At 66.8% G+C, this 24042-nt stretch carries 25 protein-coding genes; 16 read left to right on the top strand and 9 right to left on the bottom strand.

Annotated elements, in window-relative coordinates; translation table 11 throughout:
* Positions 1-7: 7 nt before the first annotated feature.
* Complete coding sequence (rpsP, locus tag BSY239_RS04680) at positions 8-268, bottom strand: 30S ribosomal protein S16 (protein ID WP_069045822.1); 261 nt, start codon at positions 266-268, stop codon at positions 8-10.
* Positions 269-454: 186 nt separating this feature from the next.
* Here rpsP and BSY239_RS04675 point away from each other — a divergent pair, with 186 nt between their 5' ends.
* On the top strand, positions 455-985 hold the full coding sequence (locus BSY239_RS04675; protein WP_069045821.1) for a GNAT family N-acetyltransferase: 531 nt from the start codon (positions 455-457) through the stop codon (positions 983-985).
* Complete coding sequence (locus tag BSY239_RS04670) at positions 985-1440, top strand: NINE protein (RefSeq protein ID WP_069048776.1); 456 nt, start codon at positions 985-987, stop codon at positions 1438-1440. Before BSY239_RS04675 ends, BSY239_RS04670 begins: the two co-directional genes overlap by 1 nt.
* A 6-nt stretch (positions 1441-1446) precedes the next feature.
* Here BSY239_RS04670 and BSY239_RS04665 read toward each other — a convergent pair whose 3' ends face one another.
* From BSY239_RS04665 to BSY239_RS04640, 6 genes are read right to left on the bottom strand one after another with little or no spacing between them, the layout of a single operon-like run.
* Entirely contained in the window at positions 1447-2403 is a 957-nt protein-coding gene (locus tag BSY239_RS04665) for an AEC family transporter (RefSeq protein WP_083239815.1), read from the bottom strand.
* 18 nt (positions 2404-2421) lie between these two features.
* On the bottom strand, positions 2422-2967 hold the full coding sequence (locus BSY239_RS04660; protein ID WP_069045819.1) for a DUF3299 domain-containing protein: 546 nt from the start codon (positions 2965-2967) through the stop codon (positions 2422-2424).
* 31 nt (positions 2968-2998) lie between these two features.
* Positions 2999-3238, bottom strand: a complete 240-nt coding sequence (locus tag BSY239_RS04655; protein WP_069045818.1) for a hypothetical protein — start codon at positions 3236-3238, stop codon at positions 2999-3001.
* Between the two features lie 4 nt (positions 3239-3242).
* Positions 3243-4466: an FtsX-like permease family protein gene (locus BSY239_RS04650; RefSeq protein ID WP_069045817.1), complete on the bottom strand. Its 1224-nt coding sequence runs from the start codon at positions 4464-4466 to the stop codon at positions 3243-3245.
* The gene (locus BSY239_RS04645) at positions 4463-5119 is read right to left on the bottom strand and encodes an ABC transporter ATP-binding protein (RefSeq protein WP_069045816.1); all 657 of its coding nucleotides are present in this window, start codon (positions 5117-5119) and stop codon (positions 4463-4465) included. Before BSY239_RS04645 ends, BSY239_RS04650 begins: the two co-directional genes overlap by 4 nt.
* Positions 5116-5613, bottom strand: coding sequence for a hypothetical protein (locus BSY239_RS04640; protein WP_083239814.1), 498 nt, complete (start codon positions 5611-5613; stop codon positions 5116-5118). The genes BSY239_RS04645 and BSY239_RS04640 overlap by 4 nt, the downstream gene beginning before the upstream one ends.
* 125 nt (positions 5614-5738) lie before the next feature.
* On the opposite strand from BSY239_RS04640, the gene BSY239_RS04635 reads away from it, so the two are divergent.
* From BSY239_RS04635 to BSY239_RS04615, 5 genes are all read left to right on the top strand, one after another.
* Positions 5739-6608 carry an EamA family transporter gene (locus BSY239_RS04635; protein WP_216637497.1) on the top strand — a complete coding sequence of 290 codons (870 nt, stop codon included), beginning with the start codon at positions 5739-5741 and terminating at the stop codon, positions 6606-6608.
* Positions 6609-6851: 243 nt separating this feature from the next.
* Positions 6852-7883 carry an ABC transporter substrate-binding protein gene (locus BSY239_RS04630; protein WP_069045814.1) on the top strand — a complete coding sequence of 344 codons (1032 nt, stop codon included), beginning with the start codon at positions 6852-6854 and terminating at the stop codon, positions 7881-7883.
* A gap of 69 nt (positions 7884-7952) precedes the next feature.
* Entirely contained in the window at positions 7953-8789 is an 837-nt protein-coding gene (locus tag BSY239_RS04625; RefSeq protein ID WP_069045813.1) for an ABC transporter ATP-binding protein, read from the top strand.
* 13 nt (positions 8790-8802) lie between these two features.
* Positions 8803-9573: an ABC transporter permease gene (locus BSY239_RS04620; RefSeq protein ID WP_069045812.1), complete on the top strand. Its 771-nt coding sequence runs from the start codon at positions 8803-8805 to the stop codon at positions 9571-9573.
* Positions 9573-10049 carry a nucleoside deaminase gene (locus BSY239_RS04615; RefSeq protein WP_069045811.1) on the top strand — a complete coding sequence of 159 codons (477 nt, stop codon included), beginning with the start codon at positions 9573-9575 and terminating at the stop codon, positions 10047-10049. Before BSY239_RS04620 ends, BSY239_RS04615 begins: the two co-directional genes overlap by 1 nt.
* Positions 10050-10354: 305 nt before the next feature.
* On the opposite strand, the gene BSY239_RS04610 is transcribed toward BSY239_RS04615, so the two are convergent.
* Complete coding sequence (locus BSY239_RS04610; RefSeq protein WP_069045810.1) at positions 10355-11374, bottom strand: aromatic ring-hydroxylating dioxygenase subunit alpha; 1020 nt, start codon at positions 11372-11374, stop codon at positions 10355-10357.
* Positions 11375-11663: 289 nt separating this feature from the next.
* On the opposite strand from BSY239_RS04610, the gene BSY239_RS04605 reads away from it, so the two are divergent.
* From BSY239_RS04605 to BSY239_RS04590, 4 genes are all read left to right on the top strand, one after another.
* Positions 11664-12692 carry an ABC transporter substrate-binding protein gene (locus BSY239_RS04605; protein WP_069045809.1) on the top strand — a complete coding sequence of 343 codons (1029 nt, stop codon included), beginning with the start codon at positions 11664-11666 and terminating at the stop codon, positions 12690-12692.
* Complete coding sequence (locus BSY239_RS04600; RefSeq protein ID WP_069045808.1) at positions 12692-13183, top strand: nucleoside deaminase; 492 nt, start codon at positions 12692-12694, stop codon at positions 13181-13183. The genes BSY239_RS04605 and BSY239_RS04600 overlap by 1 nt, the downstream gene beginning before the upstream one ends.
* Positions 13184-13399: 216 nt before the next feature.
* Entirely contained in the window at positions 13400-14227 is an 828-nt protein-coding gene (locus BSY239_RS04595; protein WP_069045807.1) for an urease accessory protein UreD, read from the top strand.
* Between the two features lie 115 nt (positions 14228-14342).
* Positions 14343-16022 (top strand): tetratricopeptide repeat protein, encoded by a 1680-nt coding sequence (locus tag BSY239_RS04590; protein ID WP_069045806.1) that lies wholly within the window; start codon positions 14343-14345, stop codon positions 16020-16022.
* Here BSY239_RS04590 and BSY239_RS04585 read toward each other — a convergent pair whose 3' ends face one another.
* A complete protein-coding gene (locus BSY239_RS04585; RefSeq protein WP_069045805.1) occupies positions 16023-16940 on the bottom strand; it encodes a LysR family transcriptional regulator in 918 nt (305 codons plus the stop codon).
* Between the two features lie 112 nt (positions 16941-17052).
* On the opposite strand from BSY239_RS04585, the gene BSY239_RS04580 reads away from it, so the two are divergent.
* From BSY239_RS04580 to BSY239_RS04560, 5 genes are all read left to right on the top strand, one after another.
* The gene (locus BSY239_RS04580) at positions 17053-19218 is read left to right on the top strand and encodes a thiamine pyrophosphate-dependent enzyme (protein WP_069048774.1); all 2166 of its coding nucleotides are present in this window, start codon (positions 17053-17055) and stop codon (positions 19216-19218) included.
* A gap of 88 nt (positions 19219-19306) precedes the next feature.
* Positions 19307-20917, top strand: a complete 1611-nt coding sequence (locus tag BSY239_RS04575; protein WP_069045804.1) for an indolepyruvate oxidoreductase subunit beta family protein — start codon at positions 19307-19309, stop codon at positions 20915-20917.
* Positions 20918-20974: 57 nt separating this feature from the next.
* The gene (locus tag BSY239_RS04570) at positions 20975-21976 is read left to right on the top strand and encodes a Bug family tripartite tricarboxylate transporter substrate binding protein (protein WP_069045803.1); all 1002 of its coding nucleotides are present in this window, start codon (positions 20975-20977) and stop codon (positions 21974-21976) included.
* A gap of 38 nt (positions 21977-22014) precedes the next feature.
* The gene (locus BSY239_RS04565; protein ID WP_069045802.1) at positions 22015-22257 is read left to right on the top strand and encodes a glutaredoxin domain-containing protein; all 243 of its coding nucleotides are present in this window, start codon (positions 22015-22017) and stop codon (positions 22255-22257) included.
* A 95-nt stretch (positions 22258-22352) separates the two neighbouring features.
* Complete coding sequence (locus BSY239_RS04560; protein ID WP_069045801.1) at positions 22353-24038, top strand: hypothetical protein; 1686 nt, start codon at positions 22353-22355, stop codon at positions 24036-24038.
* Positions 24039-24042 lie beyond the last annotated feature (4 nt).

Raw genomic sequence — 24042 nt, 5'->3', positions numbered from 1 at the left:
AGCAGGATCAGGCCGCGACCGCAGCTTTGGCGGCGTTCTGCTTGACCAGACGCTCGACCGTGTCGGACGGGGTGGCACCCACGCCGGTCCAGTAGGTCAGGCGGTCCAGGGCGATGCGCAGCGGCTCTTCGCCACCACGTGCCAGGGGGTTGTAGAAACCGATGCGCTCGATGAAACGACCGTCGCGGCGGTTGCGCTTGTCGGCCACAACGATGTTGTAGAAAGGACGGGACTTTGAGCCGCCGCGGGAGAGTCGAATGACGACCATGATTTATCCTTCGGGTGGAGAGGTGCCGAAATTGGCACATCACTGGATCTTTCGATCCGCTTGTCCGCAGCGCTTGAGACACACGACTGACCACCCGGCCAGCGAAACGCCACGAAACCCGCGATTATAGCCCGTCTGATGACCTCCCAGGTCACAGACTCCACCCTGTTCGTTCTGAAACGCCCCATGCCCACGATCCGCCCCAGCCGAGACGACGATCTCGACGCCATCACCCGCATCTATCGCCACCACGTGCTGCACGGCACCGGCACCTTCGAAACCACCCCGCCAAGCCTGGCCGACATGACCACGCGGCGCGCCGACGTGTTGTCCAAAGGCCTGCCGTGGCTGGTGGTCGAAGACGGTGGTCAGGTGCTGGGCTTTGCCTACGGCAACTGGTTCAAGCCCCGGCCCGCCTACCGGTTCTCGGTGGAAGACTCGATCTACATGGACCCGGCCGCGCACGGCAAGGGCCTGGGCCGCGCGCTGCTGACCGAGCTGATGGCGGCGCTGGAGCGCGGTGGCGTGCGCAAGGTCATGGCCGTGATCGGCGATTCCGCCAACGCGGGTTCGATCGGCGTGCACAAGGCGCTGGGCTTCGAGACGGTGGGGGTGGTGCAGTCGTGCGGCTGGAAGTTCGACCGCTGGCTGGACATCGTGCTGATGCAGAGAACGCTGGGCGCCGGCGACACCACGCCGCCTGAAAGCGCTGCGTGATCGGCCGCGGCAAGAACAAGACGCTGGCTGCCGTGCTGGCGGTGCTCGGGGGCACGCTCGGGTTGCACCGTTTCTATTTGCGCGGTCTGGGCGACTGGATCGGCTGGCTGCACCCGATTCCGGCGGCCCTCGGTTGGTGGGGTGTGGACCGTGTGCTCACCTACGGGCAGGACGACAAACTGTCGTGGGTGCTGATTCCGCTGCTGGGCATGACGATCGCCGCGAGCTGCCTCACCGGGATCGTCTACGCACTCACCGACCGCGAAAAATGGAACCGCTGGTTCAACCCGACGCTGCCGGTGGACGCCAATGCCGGCGCCACGCACTGGCTCACCATAGCCACGCTGGTGCTGGCGCTGCTCATGGGCACCGTGGCCTTCATGGGCAGCCTGGCCTTCGGCATCCAGCGTTACTTCGAATACCAGATCGAAGAGGCGCGCAAGATCAGCCAGTGACGGTCGTCAGTTGATCCACGACATGGCGAGCATGAACAAACTCAACGTGAAGAGCGACACCAGCGTGGTCATGCCCATGCTGGCGGTCGTGAGTACCTGGGCGGCGTCGTAGCGCTGGGCGAACAGAAACACGTTGGCGCCGATGGGCAGCGCGCCGGCCACGACGATCACCGTCAGCGGCAGGCCGGTGATGCCCAGCGCCCAGGCGCTCAGGCCCACCATGACGGGCAGCACAAGGTTCTTGGAAGCGGTGATCCACAGCGCGTCGCGCAGGTGCCCACGCAGCGGGGTGCTGGCCAGCGTCACACCCATCAGCACCAACGACAGCGGGCCGAAGGCATTGCCCAGCAGCAACAGCGGTTTGTCGATCACCGCGGGCAAGCTCAGGCCGGTCTGCGAGAACAACAAGCCGCTGAGGATGGGCAGGGGAATCGGGTGGATCAAAGCGCCCTTGATGGCCGAGAAGGCGGTCTGCCAGAGATGGGGCGCACGGTCCCCGCCGGCACGGGCTTCGCGCGCCACCGCCAGTTCCAGCACGATGGAGCCGGTGGTCAGCAGGATCAGCGCATGCACCGACACCAGCGTCAGCAGCGTGACCAGCCCGGCCTTGCCGTAGGCCAGCTCCACCAGCGTGATGCCGATCATGACCATGTTGGAGAACACCCCGGCCATGGCCATCACCACGCTGGTGCGGTTGAAGCCACGCCAGGCGATCGACACGGCCAGCAGCAGCAGCGCCGCGGGGAAATAGGCCAGCACCGGGCGCAGGTCGAGCTCTTCGAAACGCACCGCGCTCATGGTGCGAAACAGCAGCGCCGGGATCAGCACCAGAAACACGAGGTTGGAGAGGTCCTTCACCGAGGCGTCGCGGATCCACTGCAGCCGCCCGGCAAGGAAGCCGATGGCCATCAAGAGAAAGACGGGGGTGAGGGACGCGACGGCGGGGTGGGCGGCAAAGTTCACCCGCCGATGGTATCCGCGCTAGGGCACGCCCACGGCGTTGGTGATGCGGTAGTACAGGCCGTACGGATCGTTGTGCAAGACGTGAAAGGTCCCCTCGACCACCACCGCTTCAAGCTTGTACTTCACCGGTGTCTTGGTGCGCACCTCGACCATGCTCTCGGGCCCGCCGGGTGTGCAGAAACCACAGGTGAGCGGCACCGATGCCAGCAAGAAGTGGCGCTGGTTCTCACCAGGCTCCAGCGGCATCATGAAGCCCTGCAGGCGCAGCGTTTTCTGATGGAGCGCGGCCACAGGCGACGGGTACACCGGCACGATGCGTTTTTGTTCGACCTTGGTCGTGATGTCGGTCAGCGTGGACCAGGCCACCACATCGGTACGTTTGGGCAGCGGTGCGAACGGGCTCAATGGGCTGTGCACACCGGCGCCCTGCCCGTGGGGCAAGGCCGCGCCATCCGCGCGGGCTGGCGGCGGAGTGCCCGGCGGCAGCGGTGAGCTCAGGGTCTGCGCCGACACGCCCGCCACCAGAAGACTGCTCAGCCACAGGCCAGTGAAGAGGGTTTGCATCGGCTCGGGCTCCTGAAGGGTTGGACGGGACTCAGTGGGCGTGGCGCATGCCACAGTACTTGCCCAGGGCCAGACCCTTGCAGGCCGCCTGGAGTTCCGCCATGCAGACTTTCTCGCCCTTGCCGGCCTCCAGGCATTTGGCCGCGCCCTCGTGTGCAGCGGCCATGCCGCGGTGGCGCTGGATATCTTCCTTCACCTCCTGGTCGGAATGTTGGGCCAGGGCGGAGGCGGACAGGAGGACGGCAGACAGGAACAGAACGGTTTTTTTCATCGGATCACCTGGAGTTGAGAAGTTGAGAAACATCGACACGGTAGGCGCTGATGACGGGCACCAGTGCCGCCACCACCGCCACAACGAAAGCCAGCACCGGCACCCAGACTTCGCCCGGTACCCATGACCAGCCGTTGAGGGTCAGCGAATGGCTGTCCATCAACAGGGAACCCAGCAGCGCTGCCACACCGTGCGCCGCCAGCAGGCCGAGCACACAGGCCAGCGCCGCCAGCCACAGGGCTTCGCACAACAGCAGCAAGGCAACACGCCTCGCGGGTGCACCCAGCATGCGCAGCATGGCGAGATCGCCCCGGCGTTCGCGCACCGCGCTCCACAGCGCGATGAACACCGACAGCGCGGCCACCCCCAGCAGCACGGCACCCAGACCCTGGAGGAGCTGCGTGCCCACACCCACCATGGACAGCAGCCGTGTGATTTCCAGCGCTGGCGCGGCGGCCTGCATGGGCGTGGTGCTGTTGATGAAGCGCGGGAAGCTGACCGCGGCCATGGGCGTGTTGTAGGTGACGAGTGCCAGCGTCACCTCGCGCTCGTCGGCCAGCGCCTCGGCGAGCTCCAGGCGTTCGGCTTCGTCCATCTGGTCGCCCGCGTGCATGTCGTCGTGCACCCGCCAGACCGATTCGGTGGCGGTGAGCACGAGTCGGTCGAGCACGCAGCCGCAAGGGGCGAGCACACCGCTCACGCTGTAGGGTGTGCTGCCGTGCGTGGCGCCGCCTGCGCCCAGACCGTGAGCGCCTTCGAACGCCTGGCCCGGTTGCAGCCCGGTGCGGCTGGCCACCAGCGCGCCGAGCACCGCCTGCATCGGGGTTGACCACAGTGCTCCCTGTGCGAGTTGTGCGCCGTAGTGCGCGACGTAGTCCGGCGTGGTGCCCACGATGCGGAAGCCCTGCAGGTTGTCGCCCAGGCTCAACGGAATGAGCTTGGTCACCTGCGGGTGCTGCGCCAGCCGCTGCACCTCGGCCAGCGGGATGTTGCCCGGCGGCACGTCGATGTGGAACACGCCTGCCAGGATCAACTGCATGGGACTGCCCTTGGCGCCCACCACCGCGTCGATACCGGCGAGATCCCGCTCGAAGGCGCGGTGAACCTGGTCGCGCGCGATCAGCACAAAGGCCATGGAAGCCAGACCGAGCGCGAGCAAGAGCAGGTTGAGCGTGGTGGCCAGCGGTCGCGACCACAGGTAACGCCACGAGAGACCGAACACGTTCATGCGGCCACCGGAACAGCGGCGTCGAACGCGAGCACGCTGGCTTTTGGCAGCGCCTGCATGACGCGTGCGTCGTGGGTGGCGATCACCAGCGTGGCGTTGAGTGCGTTCGCGCAGTTGCGCAGCAATTCCAGCGAAGCCGCACACGCCGCGTCGTCCAGACTGGCGGTGGGCTCGTCGGCCAGGACCACGCTCGGGCGCAACAGCAGTGCGCGGGCCAGTGCCACGCGCTGGGCCTGTCCGCCCGAGAGTTGCGACGGTTTGCGCGCGGCGAAAGCAGCCATGTCCAGCGCCTGCAATGCCCGGTCCACAGTGGCCCTGTCCACCGGCAGACCGGCGGCAAAAAAGACCAGCCCCAGGTTGTCCGCCACCGACAAGGCCTCACTCAGGTGCAGCTTCTGCGGCAGAAAACCGATGTGCCTTGCCCGCCAGGCATCGCGCGCGGCGGCGGCCAACACGCCCACCGACTGCCCGTTCACCACCATCTCACCTGCGGTCGGCGTGAGCAGGCCGCAGGCCAGTGCGAGCCAGGTCGACTTGCCGCTGCCGGAAGGTCCGCGCAACAGCAACGTGCCGCCCTGCGCCACCGACACATCGGCGAAGCGCAACGGCTCGGTACGCGGGTAGGCGAATTGCAATCCGCGGCTTTCAATCATGCGTCGGGCTCCGCGCAGCCTGCGCAGGTGCCGTGGATGGACACGTCCACCCGGCTGCCTTGGTGACCCAGGCGCGCCAGCGCGGCAAACAGGTCGTGCGTCACGGCGCGCGTGGGTTCGCTGGCCTCGGTGAGGCGGAACTGCCGGTGGCAGGCATCGCACTCGAAACGCGGCAGCGCAACTTCGTCTTCACCGCCCGGCATGGGCAACGCCAGGCTGAAGTGCCAGGTGCGCGCGTCGTCGGCCTGGCGCTGCAACACGCCGCACGCGGCCAGGCGATCGAGCAGCCGGTAGAGCGTGACGCGGTTGATGTCCAGACCGCGGGCGGTGAGCGAAGCCAGGGCCTGCGCGTGGGTCAGGCCGCCAGCGGGCCGGGCCAGGAACAGGCCGAGCACGGCGCGTGTGGCCAGGGTGCGGCGCAGGCCGGCGGCTTCCATGCGCGACTGGATCTCGGGCGGCACACCGTTGAGCGCGGGGCGGGGGCGAAGGGACACAGGGAGCTCTCCTGGCTGTTGCAACCCAGTTGCGATTCGGCGGATATTAACGCAATTCAGTTGCAATAAAACGGTCCTCGCTACACTCGCCGCCGAGACCCCCACCACCTGCCCCGGACCTTCCTTTGCCCACCACCCACCTCCTGCTCGCCCTCTCGGTGGTTTTTGTCTGGGGCACCAACTTCGTGGTCATCCGCTGGGGCCTGGACGGACTGCCGCCCTTTCTGTTCGCCACGCTGCGCTTCGCTTTCTCCGTCCTGCCCTGGTTGTTGTTCATCCCACGGCCCACGGCGCCCTGGCACAAGATCGCGGCCTTTGGCGTGCTGCTGGGCGTGGGCCAGTTCGGACTGCTGTTCCTGGCCATGCGAAGCAGCATCTCACCCGGGCTCGCCTCGCTGGTGGTGCAGTTGCAGGTGTTCTTCACCATCGGCCTGTCGCTGTGGCTCATGGGCGAGCGCGTGCGCGGCTTCCAGATCGCCGGCTTGCTGCTCGCACTGTGTGGCCTGGGCGTGATTGCCGCCAACCTCGACGCCACGGTGACGCTGCAGGGCATCGCCACGGTGCTGGGCGCGGCGTTTTTCTGGTCGCTGGCCAACCTGGTGGTGAAGTCGCTCGGACCGGTCAACATGCTGCACTTCATGGTGTGGAGCAGCCTCTTTGCGGTGCCGCCGCTGTTCGCCCTGTCGTGGTTCATCGAAGGGCCGGCGCTCATGCGCTCCTCGGTTGAACAAGCCGGCGGCCTGGTGTGGGCCAGCGTGCTCTGGCAGGCGGTGGGCAACACCTTGTTTGGCTATGGCGTGTGGAACTGGCTGCTGGCGCGCCACCCGGCCGCCACGGTGACACCGCTGGCCTTGTTGATCCCGGTCTTCGGCATGGGCGCGTCGGCCTTGTCGCTGGGCGAACCTTTGCCCGCGTGGAAGCTGGGCGCTGCCGCGCTGGTGCTGCTGGGTCTGGCGGTGATCGTGCTCTGGCCGCGCTGGCGACCGGGTCGCTGACAGATCCCGGGCAAAATCGCCCCACCCTGGTGCGACCCAACTTGGTGCGCACCATTCGGGGTTACCCATGTAGACGTTTTCGAGACGGGAAACCAGAATCTGTATACACATTCTGTGTTCAAAACACCCGCAAGCATCTGTTTCCAAGGGTAAGCACCGCTGGCACCCTTATTGCTGATGCAGAAACATGCCTGGGCGCTCCCGACACGGACCCTTGCAATCCCTCACCCCACAGGAGAACCCATGAACAAACGCCACTTCATCCGGACCGCCGCCGCACTGGCCACCCTGGCCGCCATGGGCGCCGCCCAGGCCCAGACCCCCATCAAGTTCCAGCTCGACTGGCGCTTCGAGGGCCCGGCCGCCCTGTTCCTGCAGCCTGCGGCCAAGGGTTACTTCAAGGCCGCCGGCCTGGATGTGACGATCGACTCCGGCAACGGCTCCGGTGGCACCGTGACCCGTGTGGCCTCGGGCACCTACGACATGGGCTTTGCCGACATGGCCGCGCTCATGGAGTTCCACGCCAACAACCCGGACGCACCCAACAAGCCGGTGGCCGTGATGATGGTCTACAACAACACGCCGGCTGCGGTGCTCGCACTCAAGAAGAGCGGCATCACCAAGCCCGCCGACCTGAGCGGCAAGAAGCTTGGCGCCCCGGTGTTCGACGCCGGCCGCAAGGGTTTCCCTATCTTCCAGAAGGCCAACAACATCAGCAACGTGGCCTGGACGTCGATGGACCCACCGCTGCGCGAGACCATGCTGGTGCGCGGCGACATCGATGCCATCACTGGCTTCTCGTTCACCTCGCTGCTCAACCTGGAAGCGCGTGGCGTGAAGGCCGAGGACGTGATCGTCATGAACTACGCCGACAACGGCGTGAAGCTGTACGGCAACGCGATCATCGCCTCGCCCAAGCTCATCGCCGAGAACCCGGCCGCCGTGAAAGCCTTCCTCACGGCCTTCGCCAAGGGCGCCAAGGACGTGATGGCCAACCCGGCCACCTCCATCGAAACGGTGAAAGCGCGTGACGGCATCATCAACGTGCCCCTGGAAACGCGTCGCCTGCAACTCGCCATCGACGCCGTGGTGGCCAGCCCCGACGCGCGCAAGGAAGGTTTTGGCCAGATCGTTCCCGGTCGTCTGGCGCTGATGGCTTCGCAGGTGTCCGATGCCTATGGCACGAAGACGCGTGTGGACCCGGCCAAGATCTGGAACGGCTCCATGCTGCCCGCTGCAGCCGACCTCAACGTGCTGCCGCCCGCCAAAAAGTAAGGCCGGTCCGCAGCCTCTGGCCCAGGCCAGCCACCCTGCGGCGGCTGGCCTTTTTTTCAGGAATTTTTCATGCAAACCGCCCCGCCCCCAGACTCCGCCAGTGACAAGCCTTTCGTCGATTTCGACCAGGTCTGGCTGGCCTACAACGACGACCTGCTGGCCAAGAACACCTTTGCGGTGGAGGACATCAACCTCAAGGTCAAGCAGGGTGAGTTCATCGCCATCGTCGGCCCCTCGGGTTGCGGCAAGTCCACCTTCATGAAGCTCACCACCGGGCTGAAGATGCCCAGCATGGGCAAGATCCGCATCGACGGCCAGCCCGTGACCGGTCCGCTGAAGATCTCGGGCATGGCCTTTCAGGCGCCTTCGCTGCTGCCCTGGCGCACCACGCTGGACAACGTGCTCTTGCCACTGGAAATCGTGGAGCCTTACCGCAGCCAGTTCAAGGACCGGCGCAAGGAATACGTGGAACGCGCCGGCCGCCTGCTCGCCAGCGTGGGCCTGGGCGGCATGGAGAAGAAGTTTCCGTGGGAACTCTCGGGCGGCATGCAGCAGCGCGCCAGCATCTGCCGCGCGCTGATCCACGAACCCAAGATGCTGTTGCTCGACGAGCCCTTCGGCGCGCTCGATGCCTTCACCCGCGAGGAACTATGGTGCACGTTGCGCGACCTGTGGGAGGCGCAGCGCTTCAACGTGATTCTGGTCACCCACGACCTGCGCGAGTCGGTGTTTTTGGCCGACACGGTGTACTGCATGAGCAAGAGCCCGGGCCGCTTCGTGGTGCAGCGCGAGATTCCGATCCCGCGCACGCGCGAACTGGAGGTGACCTACACCAAGGAGTTCTCCGACATCGTGCTCGAACTGCGCGGCCACATCGGTGCCATGCGCACCCCCGTCAACCAGTGAACGGACCCACACCATGAGCTTGAACAAAAAACAGATGGAGCGCTGGTCGCCGTTTTTGCTGCTGCTGGCCATCATCGTCATCTGGGAAGTCATCACCAGCGGCTTCGGCGTTTCCGAATTCATCTTCCCCAGCCCCTCGCGCATCTGGGAACAGACACTGGAGCACAAGACCACCATCCTGGGCCACGCCTGGCGCACCTACTGGGTGACCATGGCGGGCTTCGGCATCGCCATCGTGGTGGGTGTGCTGCTCGGCTTTCTCATCGGCAGCTCGCGCCTGGCCTATGCGGCGGTGTACCCGCTCATGACGGCCTTCAACGCGCTGCCCAAGGCGGCGTTTGTGCCCATCCTGGTGGTGTGGTTCGGCATCGGCGTGGGCCCGGCCATCCTCACGGCATTCCTCATCAGCTTCTTCCCCATCATGGTGAACATCGCCACGGGCCTCGCCACGCTGGAGCCGGAGCTGGAGGACGTGTTGCGCGTGCTGGGCGCCAAGCGCTGGGACGTGCTGACCAAGGTCGGCCTGCCGCGCTCCATGCCCTACTTCTTCGGCTCGCTCAAGGTCGCGATCACGCTGGCGTTTGTGGGCACCACGGTGTCGGAGATGACGGCGTCGAACGAAGGCATCGGCTATCTGCTGATCTCCGCCGGTTCATCGATGCAGATGGGTCTGGCCTTCAGCGGTCTGCTGGTGGTGGGAGCGATGGCGATGGTGATGTATGAGTTGTTCAGCTGGATCGAGAAGCACACCACCGGCTGGGCACACCGCGGCTCACAAAACTGATGAGCCCTGATCAGGTTGCCAGGCACCTGCGAAGGGCCAACGAGGTGGCCAGGCGAGCCGCCAGCATGGGCCGCCATCCCTTTGGTGCCCTGCTGGTGGCGCCCGATGGTGAGACGGTGTTGGCCGAGCAAGGCAACATCAACACGGTGAACCATGCGGAGTCGACCCTGGCGCGCACGGCGGCGGACAACTGGCCCGGCGAGTACCTGGCGCGTTGCACCCTGGTGACCACTTTCGAGCCGTGTGCCATGTGCACCGGCACGATTTACTGGGCCAACATCGGGCGGGTGGTGTACGGGGCGGGTGAAGAGGCTCTGCTCGCGCTCACCGGCAGCCACGAAGAGAACCCCACCTTGTCCTTGCCTTGCCGTGAGGTGCTTTCGCGCGGGCAGAAGTCGATTCAGGTGATGGGCCCGGTGCCTGAGCTCGAAGCCGAGATGCTGGAGCCCCATCAAGGGTTCTGGGCCGCTCGCTGAAGGTCTTTTCCGAGGGGCACCGGCCATCGGCGACCACGGGGCACGGCTCCGCGGGTGTCCCCCGGACCGGCTTCGCCGGTCCTCCTCCTTTACCCCGCTGCGCCGTACCCCATGATCACCGATGGCCTCGTTGGGGCTCAAGCAGTGGGTGAGCCACCGTGGCCTCTGCACGGGGGTGGGTGGCGTTCTGCGCAGCGGGGTGAAGGAGAAGACGGCGCCAGCCGTCCGGGGACACCCGCGGAGCAGAGCGCCGCCCGCCGGCCGCCCACGAGGTGCAGACCAGAAGCGCGTGCAAGAGAAGCAACTCAGCGATGCACCTCCACCTCATCGGCGGCAGTCAACAAAGCCATCAATTTGCGTCGAATCAGAATCCCCGGCCGATCCGAGTCCATCGAGTACTCCACGCCACGGCGACGCAGATCCACCACCGCGTCCGGGTCGGTCGACTCCAGGATGTCCTTGTCTTCCCGCGTGATCTCGTCATCGAAGTCGATCAGCATCTGCGCCGGGCAATCGGCTTCGGTGTCGTTGCGGAACAGCCATTGGCACAGTTGCATGCGGCCGTCATCAATGGGCGTGAAGGCGTTGATGATGATGTGGCGAATGCCGCTGGGGTATTCAATGTCCAGCCGGCGTGAAAACGGCTGGTAGTAGGCGTTGCGCATGTGCCGCTGCGTGATCGCCTCCTTCACGCCGCTGATGCGCTGGAAGCGCTCCGGGTTCGCGGCGTCGATCACCGTTTCGGCGTAAAAGCCCGCGTCGTTCTCCACCAGCTCGTACTTGCTTGGCGCAGGGGACGCGGCCACACCAAAGGTGGCGCGGTGCACAAAGCTGAAGTGCGAGTTGTCGAACGAGTTTTCCAGCGCACGCAGCGGGCTCGTGTTCCAGGTTTCGTAGAACTGGAAGATGGTGCGCCAACCCTCGGCCTCGAACTCTGGCATCGCCGGGATGTCGGCCACCGGGTCTTCGAGTGCCACCCACGCATAACCGTAGCGCGCCGTGCAGTGGTAGGCCGTGGTGCCGTAGTCCTTGGGAATCTCGCGGTCCGCCGGGTACTGCGGAATCATGACCACGCGGCCGCTGCGGTTGTAGACCCAGCCGTGGTAGCCGCACTGGATGTTGCCGTCCTTGCACCAGCCCTTGCTGAGCCTGGCGGTGCGGTGGCAGCAGCGGTCCTTGAGTGCGGCGGGTTCACCGTGTTCGTCGAGAAAGAGAACGATGTTTTCACCCAGCAAGGTGAAGGGCTTGGGGCCGTCGGCCAACTGCGAGAGCGGCATGACGGCGTGCCAGTAACGGCGAAAGACGGGCTGTTGGGTGACCAGCATGGAAACGCTCCTGAAAGAAATGGCTTGAGGGATCTCAAGAGCAATTTCCTGCTCCGCATGGCGCGGTGCTGAACGCTTCTACTCTGGGCAAACATGCTAGCAAAACGCAGGCCACGGCGACGCACCGTTTTGATGAACTCCTGCTGGCATGGCTTGTGCGTACACGCATTTCGCAGAGTAGAAGCGTTCAGTGGGTGCCGCGTCACCCGCCCGGAAATTGCTCTTGTACGTCCCCTGTGTCCACACGGCCCAGGGGGTTGGAACAAGCCCATTTTTCCGGAGCCACGCCATGCAACGCCGCCTCTTCATTGCCACTTCTGCCGCCCTTGCCTCACTGGGCGCGCCCACCGTGTGGGGCCAGTCGGCGCCCAAGCTCACGCCCATCAAGTTCACGCTGGATTTCCGCATCACCGGCCAGACCTCGCCCTTCTTTCTGGCGCAGCAGCGCGGCTACTACAAGGACGAAGGCCTGGACGTGAGCATCGACGTGGGCGCAGGCTCGGTGGCCTCCATCACGCGCATTGCCAGTGGCGTCTACCAGATGGGGCTGGGCGACATCAGCTCGCTCATCGAGTTCCAGGCCAGCCAGACCGGCACGCCTTTGGTGCAGGCGGTGTACCAGTACTACAACCGCGCACCGTTCGCGATCATCGGCCGCAAGGACCGCGGCATCACCACCGATTTCCGCAGCCTCGAAGGCAAGAAGATCGCCGCCGCAGCGGTGGAGTCCACCCGCCGCGCCTGGCCCATGGTGGCGCGAAAGCTGCGCGTGAAGGACGAATATTTCCAGTGGTCCACCACCGACTTCGCCTCGCGCGACAACGTGGTGGTGCGCGGCGATGTGGACGGCGCCACCTACTTTCACGATTCCGCCGTGTCGCTGTTCGCCCGCATGAAACTCGACGACTTGTCCATCCTGCAGTACCAGCAAGCGGGCGTGAACCTGTATGGCAACGCGATCCTGGCGAGCAACGCCATGACCACACAGAACCCGGCCGCCGTGGCCGGCTTCCTGCGCGCGACCAACCGCGCCATTCTGGACAGCATGGCCGACCCGGCCGCCGCGATCGCGGCCACCAAGGTGCGCGAGCCCATCCTGAACGAAGCCGTGGAGCTGGAGCGCTGGCGCATCACGCAGCAGTACATCGCCGCGGCCGACACCAAGGGGCATGGACTGGGCGATGTGCTCAAGCGCACGCTCGAAGATCAGGTGGACGAGGTGGTCAGCGTGTACGGCTTGAAAGCCCGCCCGAGTGTGGAAGGTGTGTTCAACCGCGCCATGCTGCCGGCCGCGAACCTGCGAATGGTGAAGGCCTGATGGACGCGGAAACGCCCATCAACGAGCGCGACGGCCTGTACATGCGCCAGGCCATCGCCTGGTCGCGCGTGGGCCGTGAGCGCGGCAACCGGCCGTTTGGCGCGGTCGTGGTGGCCGACGACGACCGCGTGCTCGCCGAGGCCTGGTGCAACACCAGCGAAACCGGCGACTGCACGGGCCACGCAGAGACCAACGCGGTGCGCCAGCTCAGCCCGGTGGTGGACCGCGAGACGCTCTCGCGCTCCACCCTCTATTCCTCGGCCGAGCCCTGCGTGATGTGCGCAGGCGCGATCTTCTGGAGCAACATCGGGCGCGTGGTGTTCGGCATCGACGCGGTGCGCTTGCGGGTGTTTCGCGGAGAGGTTGCGGCGCAGCGCGATGCCGAGTTGTCGTGTCGCGATGTGTTCAACGCGTCACCGCATCCGATTGAATGCATCGGGCCGGTGTTGATCGAGGAAGCGAGTGAGCCTCATCGGGGTTTCTGGGGATAGATTCTTTGTTGGGTTTTCTCCGGCTGCTCCGGTCATCGGCGACCACGGGGCACGCTGCTTCAGGCTCGCGGACGCGGTGTGCGCTGCGCAACGGCGTAAAGGAGGAGAGGCGGCGAAGCCGACTCGGGGGACAGCCGCGGAGCAGCGCACACCGCGTCCGCGAGCCCGCGAGGCCCAGGCCAGAAATCCCCCCAGCCCAGCCCCTAAACTCAAAGCATGCCCTGGCACGCCCAACTCGACCTCCACTACCGCCGCGACGAACATCGCACCGTGCTGCAGCACCGCCACACCGGCCCGCTGCGCATCTTCAAAAGCCTCTACCCCGAGGGCGACGGCATCTGCCACAACGTCATCATCCATCCGCCCGGCGGGCTCGTGGGCGGCGATGTGCTGGAGGTCAACGTGCACGCAGCAGCCCACTCACACGGGCTGCTCGCCACGCCCGGCGCCACACGCTTCTACCGCTCCGACGGCCCCGCCACCGAGCAGCGCGTCACGCTCACGCTCGACGAAGGCGCGCGTCTCGAATGGCTGCCGTTGGAGGCCATCGCCTACCCCGGCTGCCTCGCTCTCAACCACCTCACGGCCACCCTGGCTGAGAGTGCTGAAATGATCGGCTGGGATGTGTGCGCCCTCGGCCTGCCCAACGCCAACCAGGCGTTTGACCGGGGCAGCCTCACGCAGCACCTGGAGATTCCGGGCCTGTGGCTGGAGCGATCGCGCATCGACGCAGCCGACACGCGGCTGCTCGAATCGCCGCTGGGCCTGGGCGGCCACAAATGCATGGGCACGCTCTGGCTGGCCAGCGGCACCCCCCTCACGCGCGAACGCCGTGAACAGCTGCTGGAGGCGGTGCGCACGGCGTCGGGTGGTGAACACGGCGTGCAGGTGGGCGCCACCTGCCCCAACCCGCGCATGCTCGTGGTGCGCGGGGTGGCGCCCATGGTGGAGCCGCTCATGACCTTGTTCCAGCAGGTGTGGGCCGCGCTGCGCACCCACGCCTGGGGCCTGAACAACACACCACCGCGCATCTGGAAAGTCTGACAGGCACCGAATTGGGGTGAAAAGCCCCCGCTGATCGGTGCACCAGCGCGCTGGCGTCGTGCGCAGAATGGGAAAGCCATTGATGGGCGCGCCAGTTCCGCGCCCTGAACCACCCATGCCCGTTGCCGCGAACCACCTGCAAGACGCCCACGCTCTCGTGATCGAAGGCAACGTGCAGTCGCGCTCGATCCTGGTGTCGCAACTGCGTGAGCTCGGCGTGGGCACGGTCTCGCAGTGCTCGCGGCTGGTGGACGCCCGGCGCAAGCTGGAAGTGAACCGGTACGACGTGGTGATCTGCGAACAACACTTCGACCGCGACTCGATGTCGGGCCAGGACCTGCTGGACGACCTGCGACGCAACCAGCTGCTGCCGTTCTACACGGTATTCATCATGGTCACCGCCGAGGCCTCATACGCCAAGGTGGCCGAAGCGGCCGAGTCCGCGCTGGATGCCTACCTGCTCAAACCCCACACCGGTGCGCGCCTGTTCGAGCGCATCCGGATGGCGCGCGACCGCAAGAAGTCGCTGGAAAGCATCTTCTCCGCCATCGACGCCGAGCAGTTCGACCAGGCCGCCTTGCTCTGCCTGGAGCGCTTTGAAACCCGGGGCACCTACTGGCTGTATGCCGCGCGCATCGGCGCCGAGCTGCTGCTGCGCAACGGCGAGATTGGCGATGCGCAGAAACTCTACGAAGCCGTGATCGCCGCCAAGACCTTGCCCTGGGCGCGTCTGGGCGTGGCGCGCGCGCAGCTTGAAGGCGGACAACCCGCCAAGGCCGTGACCACCCTGGAGAGCCTGATCCAGGACGACAACAACTACGCCGATGCCTACGACGTGATGGGCCGCGCGCAGTTCGAACTGGGCAACTTCCAGAGTGCGCTGACCACCTACCAGATGGCCACGAAACTCACGCCTTCCTCCATCAGCCGCCTGCTCAAACACGGCATGCTGGCCTACTACACCGGTGAGAAAAGCGAGGGCGTGGAACTGCTCGACCGCGCCACGCGCCTGGGGCTGGACTCCAAGATGTTCGACGCCCAGGCCCTGCTGCTGCTGGCCTTTGCGCGGCTGGACAACAACGACCTGCGTGGCCTGGCCCGCACCGTGGACCAGCTCACCCGCCTGCGCGACCGCAGCCACGCGCCCGCGCGGCCCCACCGCCTGCTCGGCATGGCAGAGAGCCTGCTGGCGCTGCAGAACAACAACACCGCGCGCGCACTCGACGACGTGCGCCGCCTGGCCAACGACGCGCTCAATCCCGACTTCGACTTCGAGACCGCCTGCAACCTGCTCGCGCTCATGAGCCGGCTGCAGATGCGGTCGATCTCGCTCAACGAATCCGAGAGCGCGGTGGACACGCTCGCCCTGCGCTTTTGCACCAGCAAGGCCATGAGCGAGCTCATGGCCTGCGCGGCCTCCGGCGTGCAGGGCTTTGCCGACCGGGTGCGCAGCGCGCACAGCCAGATCCTGAAGATGACCGAACAGGCCATGACGCTGAGCATCAAGGGCGATCCGCAGGGCACGGTGGTGAAGCTGCTCGATGACGGAGAGCGCACGCTCAACGCCAAGCTGATCGAGTCGGCCCACCAGGTGCTGCAGCGTTACAACGTGCGCATTCCCGAGTTCACCGCGCTCAACGAACGCACCGAAGCACTGCGTGAGCGCTACCGCACGACCGCACAACACTCCCGTCTGGGCGAACACACGGGCGCCGCGGCCTCGCCAGGCGGCGTCTCCTTGCCCGCGGGCTACAAGCCGCCCAATCCCGACGGCCTGCTCGCCGCCACCACCTGATCAGCGCTCGGCAAACAGCGCGATCACCTGTTCACGAAACCAGCGGTTGTCCGGGTCGCCTTCAAAGCGGTGGCTCCAGTGCAGCGACACGGTGAAGCCACGGTCCACAAAGGGCGGCTGCACCACCACACAACCCCCCGTGGCCACAAAACCCTGCGCGATGTTGCCCGGCATCACCACACACAGGTCGGTGGCCTGCACGATGGAGGGCAGCACCATGAAGTGCTCGGTGGTCAGGCGCAGGCGCTCCTGCAGGCCGGTCTGGGCCAGGATGCGCAAGGTGTCGCTGTGCGTGCGCACCGCCACAAAGTCGAGCTGGTGCAAGGCCTTGAGCAGGGCCGGGCCCCGCAGGCGTGCCAGCGGCGCGTGCATGGGGTGGCCGCTGCGCATGAGCACCACGTAGCGGTCTTGCAGCAGCTCGGTGCGTTGGGTGTCCTTCACCTGCGGCAGAAAGCCGAACGCAAAGTCGATCACACCACTGTCCAGCGCGTCGGTGAGCCCACCGTGCGGCACCGGGCGCGTGGCCACGCGCACGCCCGGCGCCTCGTGCTGCAGGCGGCCCATGAGATCGGGCAGAAAGCGGCTCTCGCCGATGTCGCTCATGTGCAGGCGAAAGAGGCGGCGCGAGCTGCCGGGGTCGAAGCCGCTCGATTCGCTCAGCGCGCTGGCCAGCGTGGCCAGCGCGCCCTGCACCGCTTCTGCCAGCGCCACAGCCTTGGGCGTGGGCTTCACACCACCGGGCGCGCGCACGAACAGCGGGTCTTTCACCAGCAGGCGCAGGCGCGTGAGGCCGTGGCTCACCGCCGGCTGGGTCAGGCCCAGGTGCTCGGCCGCCCGGCTCACACTGCCGGCGCGGTACACCTCGTTGAAGAGGCGCAGCAGGTTCAGGTCGAGGTCTTTGATATGCATGGCGTTCATGTCGCTTAGTGGTTTCATTGTATTGATCGATGACGATCCGGTGCCGATACTCGGTGGTTCGGTCGCGCCCCCGCACGAAACCCACGATAGCGACCCGCTGGAGACAAGCACCTTGGAAGTTTCATTCACCCAGGAAATCGAGTCCCTGCGGCTCGGTGACGGCCAGACCTTTCACGGCGAGGGCATCCTCGCCATCACCAAGGCGCTGCTGCAATCGGGCGTGGCCTATGTGGGCGGCTACCAGGGCGCCCCTGTGTCCCACCTGCTCGACGTGATGGTGCAGGCCAAGCCCTACATGGACGAACTCGGCGTGCACGTGGAGGCGTGCTCCAACGAAGCATCGGCCGCGGCGATGCTGGGCGCGTCCATCCACTACCCGCTGCGCGGCGCGGTCACCTGGAAGTCCATCGTCGGCACCAACGTGGCGGCCGATGCGCTCTCCAACCTGGCCTCGCCCGGGGTCACCGGCGGCGTGCTGGTGGTCGTGGGTGAAGACTATGGCGAAGGCGCCAGCGTGATCCAGGAGCGCACCCACGCCTACGCGCTCAAGTCGAGCATGGTGCTGCTCGACCCGCGCCCCGATCTGGAGCGCATGGTGCACATGGTCGAGCAGGGCTTCCGGCTGTCGGAGGCGTCGAACATGCCCGCGTTGATGGAGCTGCGCATCCGCGCCTGCCACGTGCGGGGCAGCTTCACCACCAAGGACAACGTCAAGCCCGCGCTCTCGCGGCACAAGCTGATCGACGAACCCGCCAGCTTCGACTACAACCGCCTGGCCCACCCGCCAGTGACCTTCCGCCACGAGAAGCTCAAGGGCGACGAGCGCATTCCGGCGGCGCGGCGCTACATCGTCGAGAACAACCTCAACGAGTTCTTCGACGGTGAGCACAAGGAACTGGGCCTCATCGTGCAGGGCGGTCTTTACAACACCCTCATCCGCGCTCTGCAGCAGTTCGGCCTGGCCGATGCGTTTGGCGACACCGCCATTCCCATGCTGGTGCTCAACGTCACCTGCCCGCTGGTGCCCGAGCAACTCACCAACTTCTGCCTGGGCAAACGTGCGGTGCTGCTGCTCGAAGAAGGCCAGCCCGAGTACATCGAACAGGAGCTCGCCACGCTGCTGCGCCGGCTGGACATCCAGACCCCGCTGCACGGCAAGGACATGCTGCCCAACGCGGGCGAGTACACGGTCGAAGTCATGGCCAACGGCCTGGCCAAGTTTGTCGGCCGCCATTTGCAGGACCCGGCCACGCAGGCCATCACGGAGACGGCTCGCGCCTGGCTGCAGGGCAACCAGACGCGCCGCGCCGAGTCGGTGCAGCAGCTCTCCGCACCGCTGCCGGCGCGCCCGCCGGGCATGTGCATCGGCTGCCCGGAGCGGCCGGTGTTCTCCGCGCTCAAGCTGGCGCAGCAAGACACCGGGCCGGTGCACATTGCGGGCGACATCGGCTGCCACGCACTCGCCACCTTCGAGCCGTTTTCGTTCGGTCACTCCATCCTCGGCTACGGCATGAGCCTGGCCAGCCGCGCGGGCGTGTCGCCGGTGATGAAGCGGCGCGTGTTGTCCGTGATGGGCGACGGCGGCTTCTGGCACAACGGCCTGCTCACCGGCGTGCAGAGCGCGCTCTTCAACGGCGACGACGCGGTGCTGCTGATTTTCAAGAACGGCTACACCTCGGCCACCGGCACGCAGGACATCATCTCCACGCCCGATGACGACGCCAAGGACCAGGCCAGCGACAAGCAGGCGAGTCTCGCCCACACCAACCAGACCATCGAAACCACGCTCAAGGGCCTGGGTGTGAAGTGGATGCGCACCGTGAACACCTACGAGGTGGACACCATGCGCGCCACGCTCACCGAAGCTTTCAGCACGCCGTTCCAGGGCCTCAAGGTGATCGTGGCCGAGGGCGAATGCCAACTGGAACGCCAGCGCCGCATCAAACCCTGGATTGCCAACCTGCTGAAAAAGGGCGAGCGCGTGGTGCGCGTGAAATACGGCGTGGACGAAGACGTGTGCAACGGCGACCACGCCTGCATCCGCCTCTCGGGCTGCCCCACGCTCACCTTGAAAGACAACCCCGACCCGCTCAAGGTCGACCCGGTGGCCACCGTCATCGACGGCTGTGTGGGCTGCGGCCTGTGCGGCGCCAACGCGCACGCGGCCACGCTGTGCCCGTCGTTCTACCGCGCGGAAGTGGTGCAGAACCCCAAGTGGCACGAGCGCCTGTTCCATTCGCTGCGCGGCAGCATTGTTCGTTTCCTCCAGCCGGCGTGACCATGAACCCCCACGCTCATCACTTCGTGTATTCGCTGCCCCCAAAGGGGGCGCGGTCCTTCCTTGGGGCGGCCCGGCGGGAGTCCCCATGACCAACAACCAACAACCCATCTCCCTGCTGCTCTGCGCCCTCGGCGGAGAAGGCGGCGGCATCCTCACCGACTGGCTGGTGGAGGCCGCGCGCCACGCCGGCTACGCAGCGCAGGCCACCTCCATTCCCGGCGTGGCGCAGCGCACGGGCGCCACCACCTACTACATGGAGGTGTTCCCCGTGCCCATGGCACAACTGGGCGGGCGCAAGCCGGTGTTCGGCCTGAACCCCCTGCCCGGCCGGCTCGACGCACTGGTGTCGTCAGAACTGCTGGAGACCGGCCGCCAGATCACCAACGGCCTGGCCTCGGATTCGCACACCCTGGTCATCACCTCGTCGGCCCGGGCGCTCACCACCGGCGAGAAGATGGTGATGGGCGACGGCCGGCGCGACGCCTCGGAGCTGGTCGACCTGGTGAACACCCACAGCCGCGCGCGGCATGTGCTGGACATGGCCGCACTCACCAAACAGGCCGGCACCGTGGTGAGCGCGGTGATGCTGGGCGCCATTGCGGGCAGCGGCCTGCTGCCGTTTGCGCGGCAGGACTTTGAAGCCGTCATCGGCACCGCCGGCGCCAGCGCCAAGGCCAGCCTGCGCGGCTTCGCGCTCGCGTTCGACGCGGTGCAGGCCCAGCGCGCGCAGGCCGCGTATGTGGAGCAGGTGCTCGCACCCGAGCCCACACCCGCCGGCCCCAGCCTGCCTGCAGCCCTCGCACGCGAGTTCCCGCCCGAAGTGCACCCGCTCATGGCCCTGGGCCACGCCCGGGTGTGTGACTACCAGAACGCCGCCTACGGCTCGCACTACGCCGCGCGGCTGCGGCGCGTGCTCGAAGCCGAGAAGCGCACCGACCCGCAAGGTGAGCACGGCTGGGCCACCACCGTGGAAATGGCGCGCTGGGTCGCGCTGTGGATGGCCTTCGACGACATCGTGCTCGTGGCCGACCTCAAGAGCCGAGCCAGCCGCCAGGCCCGCGTGCGCGCGGAGGCCAAGGCCGGCAACGACGACCTGCTGCGCGTGTACGACCATTTCAAGCCCGGCGCGCCCGAGTTCGCCGCCATGCTGCCCGCCGGCATGGCACAGCGCGTGCTGGCCTGGGACCGCCGGCGCGTGGCCGCGGGCAAGGCGCCGTGGGCGCTGCCGCTGAAGATCGGCACGCACTCGGTGCTGGGCATGCTCGCCTTGCGCGGCCTGGCCGCCACCAAACGCCTGCGCCCCATGGGCAGCCGCTTCCAGGCCGAGCAGGCCCTCATCGACCGCTGGCTCGCCGCCGTGGTTCAGCTCAGCTCCATCCACTGGCAGCTGGGCCACGAGGTGGCACTGTGTGGCCGGCTCATCAAGGGCTATGGCAGCACCAATGAACGCGGCAAAGACAACCTGCTGCACATCATCGACCACCTAGCCCTGCCCGCACTGAACGACCCCACGAGTGCCGCACAACGCTGCCGCGCCGTGGCCGCCGCCCGCACCGCCGCGCTGAGCGACGAAGCCGGCAAGGCACTCGACCTGGCCCTGCAGCAACACGGCGCACCCGCGCGCCCGGTGAAAGCGCAGCCGATCCGGTGGCAGCACAACCCCCGATTGAAAGTGAAGGCCATTGCGCCACACTGAACGCCACACTGAGTTTTCCGTTCACCGTTCCACCACAAAACCGACAAGGAGACAGACATGAACCAGCCCCACATCACCAACCCTTCTCGCCGCTGGCACCTGGCCGGCGCCGCCGCCCTGGGCCTGATGGCCCTGGCCGCCGTGCCCGCCGCGCTGGCGCAGGCCTGGCCCGAGAAGCCGGTGAAGGTGGTGGTGGGCTTCCCGCCCGGGGGCGCTGCCGACCAGATCGCGCGGCTCGTTTCCACGCCGCTGGCCGCCGCACTGGGCCAACCCGTGGTGGTGGAAAACCGCGCGGGCGCCAACGGCAACATCGCCGGCGACACCGTGGCCAAGGCCCCGGCCGACGGCTACACGCTGCTCATGGGTTCGGGCGGCATGGTGTCGGTGAACCCGCACATCTACCCGCGCATGCCGTTTGACCCGGCCAAAGACCTCGTGCCCGTGGCTTCGGCCGCGCGCGTGCTGGTGTACCTGATGGGCAAGCCCACGCTGGAAGCCAACAACGTGCAGGACCTCATCAAGCTCATCAAGGCCAACCCCGGCCGGCTGGTGTACGGCTCGGCCGGCAACGGCAGCTCGCCCCACCTGGCGGGCGAAATGTTCAAGAGCCAGGCCGGCCTGTTTGCCGTGCACGTGCCCTACCGCGGCGCCGCCCCCGCGCTCACCGACCTCATGGGCAACCAGATCGACTACTACTTTGACCCGGGCATCGGTCTCTCGCACGCCCGCGCCGGCCGCACCAAACTGCTGGCCGTGGGCAGCATGAAACGCTCCCCCCTGTTCCCCGACGTGCCCACGCTCGACGAAGCCGGCCTGAAAGGTTTTGACGCCGACTCCGTGTTCGGCTTCTACGCCCCCGCCGGCACGCCGCAGGCTGTGATCACCAAGCTGAACACCGAGATCAACAAGATCCTGAACAGCACCGCCGTGAAAGACCGCATCACCGCACTGGGTGGCGAAGCCCTGGCGCTCACGCCGGCCGAGTTCGGCAAACGCGGCGCGGACGATTCGCAGCGGTTTGGCGCGATCATCAAGGAGCGGAAGATCACGGCGGAGTGAGGACGGCCAGGAAGCGTCCACCCGTAAACTCTTCCCCCATGCAACTCAACATCACCGTCTACTCCAAGTCCGCCTGCCCGCAATGCGAGTCGGCCAAGATGCTGCTCAAGTCCCGTTCGCTCGGGTTTGAGGAGATCAAGATCGATGACGAGACCGAGCGTCTCGCGTTCTACGAGCGCTGCGGCCCTTCGGTGCGGCAGATGCCGCAGATCTTCATCAACGACCAGCGTGTGGGTGGCCTGTCGGGCTTGCAGGCGGCGCTGGTTCAGCTGGGCAAGTAAGGGCTCCAGAACGGGGGCCATGGGCTCCCGGGCGGATTCACACCGCGCTGGCGGCGCAGGACGATGGGCGTCCCTTCCATTGGCCGCCCGCTGCGATGAACTCCTCTGCCACCCCCACCCAACGGCTTCACGCCCTTCGCCACACCGCGCCCGCGCAGCCGCTGCTGCGTTCCGACATTCGAACGGCCACGCGCCACGACCTCACGCCGAGCCAGGCGCAGGCCTTGCTGCTGCAGGCACTGGACGAACTGCGGCTGGTTCCCGGCGACGACGCAGACCACGCGCACGCGGAGCGTCTTCACGAATGTTTTGTGCAGATCCTGCACACCGCGCAGGCGCTGCACCCCACGGTGGAGGCGGCGGTGCTGGAGCACATGGTGCACAGCCTGCGCGAGCACCATGCCCAACACGACCGTGTGGCCCACGCCTTGGTGTCGGCCTGGACGGCGGTGGGCCCGCGCGACCCGACCGCGCTGGTGATCGGCCTCATCGAGGCGTCGGCTGCGGACGCTGCTCCGCTGCCCTTCTGGCTCTCACACGTGTTGCACTTGCTGCCGGCGGGTCATTCGCATCCGCTGCTGCAAGCTCGCTTGAACGAGCTCACGCCAGCGGGCATGGCCCACCGCCTGCAGCAGTTGGAGCACAACCCGGACCCGCACGCGTTGGAACACCTCATCGGTGATCTGAGCCTGCTGGCGCTGGAACAGTCACCCACGGCGGGTTTGTCGCGTCTGGTGGAGGTGTCGCCGGGGGACGATGAATCGGTGGTGTGGCTGTCGCACCAGCACCCGGGTCTGGTGTGTGTGGGCGACCGTTGCTGCGACGACCACTGGCTGCTCACGCCGCTAGGGCATTCCACGCTGGAGCACCTGCTGCACCTGTGCGCCGATCAAGAGGCGCGCGTGTCCCGCCGGCTGCGCCAGCGTCTGCTCTACCAGTTCACACACGCGGCGCGGCTGGCGCTGCTCAAGCCCGGGCGGCGCCACCCCTGCCTGGTGCTGGCGCACATCCACCGCGTGGCGCAGACCTTTGACAAAACCGACGACGCCTGGGCCGATGTGCTGGCCTGGCTGGCCCCGCACCGCAGCGGGCATCACGGTCATCCGGCAAGCCGCTCGGCGCAGCACACGGTGTTTGACCTGTTGTTGCTGCCCTCGTTTGAAGGGCACCCGCAGCTGGCGCTGCGCACGCTGGTGGACGCGCAGGTGGAGCCCACGGTGTGGCTGCCCGGCGTGGTGCGCAGCTGCATGGCCACGCAGCCCGGCCTCTCGCGCCTGCTGCGTCCGCTGCAGCACCTGCATGCCAGCACCCACCTGAACCACGCGCTGGTCCACGAGGTGCTGCACCAGTGCCCACCGGCGCACCTCGTGCGGGTCGGCTTCGAGATTGCGTTGACGGTGTTCCACGAGCCCGCCAGACCCCGGGGCCTCACCCCCAACGCCCTGCACGCGCTGGCGCGAGCGCAATCGCGCTTTGGCTCGGGCTGGGTGCCGTTCAGCCTGCTCGCTCACTTGCTGGACGAAGGCCGGCGCTTCGGCTGCGTGGGCCTGGGCGTGACCGACGGCGAGTGGCTGCTCACGTTCGCACAGGACAACAGCCACCAGCTGCCAGCGGGCCTGCCGCCGCTGGCGTTGGAGGCGGCGCTGATCAACCTGTTCGACGTGCTCACGCGCCTGGGGCTGGAGCCCGATCCCGTGGCGCATGTCTGCATGCAGTTGTTCGACCACTGGGCCGAGCGCGGGCACCTGGGCCACCACACGGCGCAACACACCGGGCACTGAGGCC

It is taken from the genome of Hydrogenophaga sp. RAC07, from assembly GCF_001713375.1.
Taxonomy (GTDB): domain Bacteria; phylum Pseudomonadota; class Gammaproteobacteria; order Burkholderiales; family Burkholderiaceae_C; genus Hydrogenophaga.
Note: the sequence above shows the minus strand (reverse complement) of the source record. Positions and strands in the feature narration are given on the sequence as shown.

Excerpts from the sequence above, each read along its gene's own strand:
- rpsP (WP_069045822.1), bottom strand. The coding sequence starts at position 268 with ATGGTCGTCATTCGACTCTCCCGCGGCGGCTCAAAGTCCCGTCCTTTC.
- BSY239_RS04675 (WP_069045821.1), top strand. The coding sequence starts at position 455 with ATGCCCACGATCCGCCCCAGCCGAGACGACGATCTCGACGCCATCACC.
- BSY239_RS04660 (WP_069045819.1), bottom strand. The coding sequence starts at position 2,967 with ATGCAAACCCTCTTCACTGGCCTGTGGCTGAGCAGTCTTCTGGTGGCG.
- BSY239_RS04655 (WP_069045818.1), bottom strand. The coding sequence starts at position 3,238 with ATGAAAAAAACCGTTCTGTTCCTGTCTGCCGTCCTCCTGTCCGCCTCC.
- BSY239_RS04650 (WP_069045817.1), bottom strand. The coding sequence starts at position 4,466 with ATGAACGTGTTCGGTCTCTCGTGGCGTTACCTGTGGTCGCGACCGCTG.
- BSY239_RS04645 (WP_069045816.1), bottom strand. The coding sequence starts at position 5,119 with ATGATTGAAAGCCGCGGATTGCAATTCGCCTACCCGCGTACCGAGCCG.
- BSY239_RS04630 (WP_069045814.1), top strand. The coding sequence starts at position 6,852 with ATGAACAAACGCCACTTCATCCGGACCGCCGCCGCACTGGCCACCCTG.
- BSY239_RS04625 (WP_069045813.1), top strand. The coding sequence starts at position 7,953 with ATGCAAACCGCCCCGCCCCCAGACTCCGCCAGTGACAAGCCTTTCGTC.
- BSY239_RS04620 (WP_069045812.1), top strand. The coding sequence starts at position 8,803 with ATGAGCTTGAACAAAAAACAGATGGAGCGCTGGTCGCCGTTTTTGCTG.
- BSY239_RS04615 (WP_069045811.1), top strand. The coding sequence starts at position 9,573 with ATGAGCCCTGATCAGGTTGCCAGGCACCTGCGAAGGGCCAACGAGGTG.
- BSY239_RS04610 (WP_069045810.1), bottom strand. The coding sequence starts at position 11,374 with ATGCTGGTCACCCAACAGCCCGTCTTTCGCCGTTACTGGCACGCCGTC.
- BSY239_RS04605 (WP_069045809.1), top strand. The coding sequence starts at position 11,664 with ATGCAACGCCGCCTCTTCATTGCCACTTCTGCCGCCCTTGCCTCACTG.
- BSY239_RS04600 (WP_069045808.1), top strand. The coding sequence starts at position 12,692 with ATGGACGCGGAAACGCCCATCAACGAGCGCGACGGCCTGTACATGCGC.
- BSY239_RS04595 (WP_069045807.1), top strand. The coding sequence starts at position 13,400 with ATGCCCTGGCACGCCCAACTCGACCTCCACTACCGCCGCGACGAACAT.
- BSY239_RS04590 (WP_069045806.1), top strand. The coding sequence starts at position 14,343 with ATGCCCGTTGCCGCGAACCACCTGCAAGACGCCCACGCTCTCGTGATC.
- BSY239_RS04585 (WP_069045805.1), bottom strand. The coding sequence starts at position 16,940 with ATGAACGCCATGCATATCAAAGACCTCGACCTGAACCTGCTGCGCCTC.
- BSY239_RS04575 (WP_069045804.1), top strand. The coding sequence starts at position 19,307 with ATGACCAACAACCAACAACCCATCTCCCTGCTGCTCTGCGCCCTCGGC.
- BSY239_RS04570 (WP_069045803.1), top strand. The coding sequence starts at position 20,975 with ATGAACCAGCCCCACATCACCAACCCTTCTCGCCGCTGGCACCTGGCC.
- BSY239_RS04565 (WP_069045802.1), top strand. The coding sequence starts at position 22,015 with ATGCAACTCAACATCACCGTCTACTCCAAGTCCGCCTGCCCGCAATGC.
- BSY239_RS04560 (WP_069045801.1), top strand. The coding sequence starts at position 22,353 with ATGAACTCCTCTGCCACCCCCACCCAACGGCTTCACGCCCTTCGCCAC.